The following is a 6,000-nucleotide window of genomic DNA, read 5'->3' as shown; positions in this document are numbered from 1 at the left end:
TGCGTCAATTACAGATACAGTGCCACTGTCTAAGTTTGATACATATACTTTTTTTCCATCAGGGCTGACTGCAACTCCAACAGGATGGTATCCTACATCCACTGTGGCTGTAACCTTATTTGTTGCTGTGTCAATTACAGAGACATTGCCGCTACCCATATTCGGCACATAGATATTTTTTCCATCAGGGCTGACTGTGACTCCATAATAAGGAAAGAAACCTACAGTAACCGTATCTGTGACAGTGTTAGTTGCTGTATCAATTACAGACACAGTATTGCCGGGGAAATCCAGGCTCCCAAAGTTCGCCACATATACTTTTTTTCCATCCGGTGTGGCTACAATTCCTAGAGGATTACTTCCCACCTGCACTTTTGCTATAACCTTATTTGTGGCAGTGTCAATCACTGAGACATTGTTTCCGTCAGCGTTTGTAACATATACAAACGACTCCGCACCTGCGATACTTACCATTAAAAGCGCCAGCGACAATATTCCTAAAGCTTTTATGAGAACATGTCTTCTGCGTATTTTATCACATTTCTTTTCTTTCATTTTAATCCTCAACATAACGATTCTGATATCAGTGTACTCCGTAAAACTTCTCAACCTGGTTGATTATAATGAATCTAAAAGTGTTTACAATTAATTGAATTCAAAAGTTTATTGGAATCTTCTATAATGTAAAACAGTTTTGAATTTACTGTTATATATTATTCCTGTTTAATGGGATTTATTTTAATAAAAAAACGCATTTTTCTATTTTAATACAAATTATCTAATAAATTATAAAAATTCATTTTAAATTTGAATTGTTTTTCTAATTTAAATTAATGTTTTTCTAATTATTTATAAACATTTTATTTAAATAATCAAATATATAAATAATATTATAAGTTTGAATGTTTAAGGAAATGATTTAAACTTATGGTTATATCTTTAAGTATTAAGATTTTCTGAATGATGGAAAGGACGAAAACTAAATGAAGACTAATAAAAAAATATATTCAGTAGCTTTAGCTACAATAGCTCTGATGTTATTTTTTGTTCTCGTATCATCTACGTCATCAGCAGCTACTGCACAAAACTCTTTGCCTGAGATCATCGAGACTAAGATCACCACCAGTGGGTCAGCGGGCTTTCCTGATATCTACGGAGACAGGATAGTGTATATGAATTGGCGTAATGAAACCGAACTCTCTGAGATCTATGTTTATAATCTATCTACAAAAATGGAAACCATGATTCCCACCAGCGGATTAACAGGCTTTCCTAAAATCTATGGTGACAGGATAGTATACTCTGCTGTAAATATGAGTAATGGAAGGGCTGATATTTACATGTACAACCTCTCCACTTCTGAAGAATCTCGGATAACCAGCAACGGAATCTCAGGCTTTCCTGACATCTATGGGGGCAGAATAGTGTATATTAATAGTCTCGGAGGCCGAGGTGATATCTACATGTACGATCTTTCTACAAAAAAGGAAACTCCTATAGTCGTCAATAGATATCCAGGAATTCCTGCCATTTACAGTGACAGGATAGTATTTCATGAGTGGGACAGTCGACTCCTCAAACACTCTGATATCAAAATGTACAATATATCCACTTCAGAGGAAACTCAAATCAACACAAGTGGATCAGCAGTGCTTCCTGTCATCTATGGTGACAGGATAGTATATTATAATGCGAGTCATGGAAAGCCTGACATTTACACGTTTGATCTCTCTACAAAAAAAGAAACTAAGATCACTACCAATGAGACAGCAAACGGTACTTCCAGTGGCTATGGTTCTCTTGCCATCTACGGGAGCAGAATAGTGTGGCTTGATCGGCCACATATTGAAGACCTGCAGCCCGGTGAAAATCTGTGCTATAACATCTACGTTTACGATCTCTCAGCTTCCACTGGAACTAAGATTTCCACCAGTGAATATATAATTTATAATCTTGCTACTTACGGTAACATAATAGTATGGAGTGGTGAAAATAAAGCACCTGGTAACAATTCAACAGTTGATATCTACATGTGCACCATTCCGGGAGAGGATACAGAACCGGATACTGAACAACAATCCCAGGTGAATAAGAATAAAAGCATGCCTGGGTTTGAAGTAATTAGTTGTATCGTCAGTCTGTTTGGAATATTCCTTTCTAGGAGAAGATAGAGACAGAGCGAATTGTAGTAAGGAAGCAGAAATTACTGCATTTTCAATACTATAAGTCAGGAAGCAGCTGAAATGGCAAGAAAAGTCAGATGGGAGAGAAAAAAATCACGTTAATAAGCAAAACTTACTTGAGGGGAATAATTTCCCGCCGCGATTATCCAGATATAAGGTCACAGAGTATTTCCCTGGTTTTTCGTAGGTGTGCGTTGCATACGGAGTTGCTAAAGGGTTACTATCTACTACGTAAGATTCAGTAACACCGTCTCCAAAATTCCAGAGCCAAGAAGTCGGTACTCCACCGGTGACGGTGTCAGTAAACAACACAACTAAAGGTGCATTTCCTGAAATTACATTGGAAGTAAATGCAGCAACTGGCAGCATTGTGTTATTAATTTTTGTCACCTGAGTAGCTGATACGACTGGCAAGATTAAAACTTAAAATGCAAAAATTAAGATTGCTGAAGCTAAGGCTATTGAATATAACTTCCCCTTATTAACTTCCCCTTATTTTTCATTTGACTTCCCCCATCTATTCTCGATCTCTCAAAACTAATATACATTTAACGTAAACTGTAAATCTTCGATTTTGACATTATAATATAAATTCGAATAAATATCGTAAATACATCTAAAATTATATTTATTCTTTAATTAATTGTGATGATGTCCAATAAGTAGAGTAGTTGTTCAATATATTATTCAATGTGTAAAATTTCTTCTGATCTTTTTTACATATCGATTTTTATTCAAAACTAGTCACCATTTATTATATTCTCAATAAACCATGGATAAACACAGATGGATACAGACATATAAAGATAGTTTTTCAACCCGTTAGTATCTGTTTTATCCGTATCCATCTACGGTTCTTCTATAAAATATCCATTTACCAGTATTACTCTAAAATTCCAGCTTTGTTCCCAGAATTTGGAAGTGATGCACTAGAAATTGTTTCAGTGGGCTGGTATCAAGTTTATTTAAAATTGGTTATACAAATTATTGAAAGGATAAGGGTGATAGAGAGTCAAGAAATAGGAATAAATCAAAAAATGATAAAATTAAGAAAAAGCGTTGAAAGAAATAGGAACTGGGTACAAAACCGCAGTTCAGGCGCTCTCTACTATTTTTCTCACTGATGCTTTTAACGTTTCTCTTGCCCTTGCTTCAGTAAGTCCGGCTCCCATTGCAATTTTCATGGCAGTTTCATCGGTAATAAGGTCTTCAGGATCATGTGTGTCGGTATTTACCAGAAGCGTTGCTCCTATCTCAACAGCAAGCCTTGCAACATGACCGTTGGTCCGGTTGTGTCCGTTTCTGGCGGTAATCTCAAGGCAGACATTGTTCTCTTTAGCCTTCTCGACATCTTCCTCGGAAATCAGGCCAGGGTGAGCTAGAATATCCACATATTCACAGGCTACAGACGCTGCATTTGTTCCGGGAGCAACCGGTTCGGCGGTGGTTTCCCCATGTACGACCACGATTTCTGCGCCCAGCTCTTTTGCTTTCTTTGCAAGGGGAGCGATCTTTCTAGGAGGCACATGCGTCAGCTCAACTCCAGCTAGAACGCGGATATCCCATTCTTCTTCCAGATATTTTGCCTTCTGTCCAGCTTCTATAAGCTGTTCAAGGTTTGTGTAATCGGCATGGTCGGTAAGTGCAATAGCCTTATAGCCGTGAATAACCGCCCGCCGGACAAGTTCGCTCGGGATAAGTTCCCCATCGCTGAAAATCGTGTGAGTGTGAAGATCAATCAACCGGATCACCGTGTTTGGAAGCCATTTTATCTTTTATTGTTTAATATTAATACTTATTTTTGCTATTACTGCTTAGTTATTACTGCTTGTTTTGGCTACTATTGTGAAGTTATTACTGTTTAATTTTTTAGTTTTGTTTTGTTATTGCTGCTTATTTTTTCTGTTACTGCTTAGTTTTCCGTATTCAGACCGTTTTTTCTTTTAATTTCTTTTTTCCCTTTTTTCCCTTTACTAAGCAGAACTCTAAAATTACTCAGGTTTCATTGCTCAGGGTTCTCGGTTTTTCCAAGCCTTTCTGCGACATCGGCAAAAGCGAAATTTGGCTTGACATCCGTTATTTTAATCCTGACTTTTTCCCCTACTTCAACTTCCTTTACGAAAACAACAAACCCTTCAATGAGCACTGCGCCGTCTCCGCTTGAGCCCAGTTTCTCGATATCCACAACGAATTTGTCTCCTTTGCGGAGCGGAGCTGTCAGGAACTTCTTTCCGATAACGTAGATCTCGGCACTCTGGGATCTCGATGCTTTAGGGGAATAAGCCATTGTCCGGACAAAGTTATCCCTTACTTTCTGCATGTAATCATTAAACATGTCTCCTTGGAAGACCTTCACAACGAAATTCCCTTTGGGCTTGAGGATTTTTTTTGCACATTCCAGGGCCGAAGTCGCAAGTTCAATTGACCTTGCATGGTCATAAGACCAGTTTCCTGACAGGTTCGGGGCTGCGTCACAGAGCACAACATCAGTTCCTTTTGTCCCTACGCTATGAATAATCTTTTTTATTGTAGATTCGGCGTTGATATCACCCTGAATGGTCTCGACACCCTCTATAGGCTCGATTCTCTGCAAATCGACGCCAAGGACTTTCCCCCCGGACAGTTCTTTTGCAACCTGGAGCCAGCCGCCTGGGGCTGCACCCAAATCGACAACCGAGTCTCCCCGTTTGATAACATGATGTTTTTCGTTAATCTGCTTGAGCTTGAAGGAAGCCCTGGATCGGTACCCTTCCTCTTTTGCCTGATGATAATAATAATCTCTTCTGTCTCTTGCCATTGTTACTTTCCCTGCACTGAAAGCTGATATAGGTTACGCAAAATCCGTTTTGTCACAAATTGACGGATCTTTGTCAAATCTCCTGATTTATTGTCACTGATTCATTTACCTACTGTTAATAGTCCACTGAATCTTATACTTCAATATGAGTATTCTTACTCTTACAATCGTCTGTACTGAACAAAATTACAGAGCATATCAGTATTATCACAGCTACCCATACTGCTTTAACTCCAATAAATGACGTAAGCAGCCCTCCCAAAATGGCTCCTGCTAAGAACGAGAGGTTAATTGTAGAGTATCGAATAGCTCGCCGAGCCGATTCATTGTCTTTGTTTGTGAAAGCAAAATAAGCTTCCTATGTAGCTGAACGTAAATTTCCCGTAATCATTGTTGTGTTATACGTGTAACCAACAAGTTTGCGAAATGAAGATACCTGAACCGAAGAGACAAAAGAAATCGCAACGGTTACAATGATATCTGGACTTGTGTAAGGTATAAAACCTATGATAAAAAGAACTGCAATTTCAAGAATTAAAACAGCTCTTTCGGAATCCGGTATAAACAGGCGCATTGAAGGTTTTTTAATCATCTCGGCAACCACTACCCCGATCATAAATGCCAGAATAGGTATCGCGTGAAGCACCACTTGCCCCCATTCTCCTGTTGCAACCTCCATGCCTATAAGCACAACATTTCCTGTCTGGGCATTAGCGAAAACCCCACCTCTTCCAACAAACGTGTAAGCATCAAGAAATCCCCCTACAATCGCAAGAAGTATCCCAAGTTCCACAGATTCAGAAGTGAAATTACATAAACGTATTTTTCTTTCATTTTTTAATATTTGCATCTTTACCATTTGAATTCAAATAACCTTATTTAATAGTAACTAACCTTTCTCCTAATTATATAAATTGTTTTATATTATAAAACTCATCCAGAATTTGATTCAACCTCATTATTTCTACTAACACTACAACTTCAGGGTATGATGCATTTTGAATTCGTACCTTGAAAAGC

At 38.2% G+C, this 6,000-nt stretch carries 6 protein-coding genes and 1 pseudogene; 2 read left to right on the top strand and 5 right to left on the bottom strand.

Annotated features, from left to right (window positions below; translation table 11 throughout):
- The coding region (locus BP861_RS02625; RefSeq protein WP_292372298.1) for a YncE family protein at positions 1–555 on the bottom strand (555 nt) is incomplete at its 3' end.
- A 479-nt stretch (positions 556–1,034) separates the two neighbouring features.
- On the opposite strand from BP861_RS02625, the gene BP861_RS02620 reads away from it, so the two are divergent.
- Positions 1,035–2,171 (top strand): PGF-CTERM sorting domain-containing protein, encoded by a 1,137-nt coding sequence (locus BP861_RS02620; RefSeq protein WP_292372296.1) that lies wholly within the window; start codon positions 1,035–1,037, stop codon positions 2,169–2,171.
- 105 nt (positions 2,172–2,276) lie between these two features.
- Here BP861_RS02620 and BP861_RS02615 read toward each other — a convergent pair whose 3' ends face one another.
- Complete coding sequence (locus BP861_RS02615) at positions 2,277–2,597, bottom strand: PKD domain-containing protein (RefSeq protein WP_292372294.1); 321 nt, start codon at positions 2,595–2,597, stop codon at positions 2,277–2,279.
- Positions 2,598–3,085: 488 nt separating this feature from the next.
- On the opposite strand from BP861_RS02615, the gene BP861_RS02610 reads away from it, so the two are divergent.
- Positions 3,086–3,307, top strand: a complete 222-nt coding sequence (locus BP861_RS02610) for a hypothetical protein (RefSeq protein ID WP_292372292.1) — start codon at positions 3,086–3,088, stop codon at positions 3,305–3,307.
- Here the strand turns inward: BP861_RS02610 and BP861_RS02605 are convergent.
- The 3 genes and pseudogenes from BP861_RS02605 to BP861_RS02595 all read right to left on the bottom strand — a co-directional run bounded on the left by BP861_RS02605 (position 3,278) and on the right by BP861_RS02595 (position 5,773).
- Positions 3,278–3,925, bottom strand: a complete 648-nt coding sequence (locus BP861_RS02605; RefSeq protein WP_292372290.1) for a histidinol phosphate phosphatase domain-containing protein — start codon at positions 3,923–3,925, stop codon at positions 3,278–3,280. The two genes, BP861_RS02610 and BP861_RS02605, sit on opposite strands and share 30 nt — an antisense overlap.
- 260 nt (positions 3,926–4,185) lie before the next feature.
- A complete protein-coding gene (locus BP861_RS02600) occupies positions 4,186–4,980 on the bottom strand; it encodes a 23S rRNA (uridine(2552)-2'-O)-methyltransferase (protein ID WP_292372288.1) in 795 nt (264 codons plus the stop codon).
- Between the two features lie 133 nt (positions 4,981–5,113).
- Positions 5,114–5,773: pseudogene (locus tag BP861_RS02595) on the bottom strand (YoaK family protein).
- Positions 5,774–6,000: the final 227 nt, after the last annotated feature.

The organism is Methanosarcina sp. UBA411 (assembly GCF_002495725.1).
In the GTDB taxonomy this organism is placed as follows: Archaea; Halobacteriota; Methanosarcinia; order Methanosarcinales; family Methanosarcinaceae; genus Methanosarcina.
The sequence above is the reverse complement of the archived record's forward strand: the minus strand, read 5'-3'. Positions and strand labels throughout refer to the sequence as shown.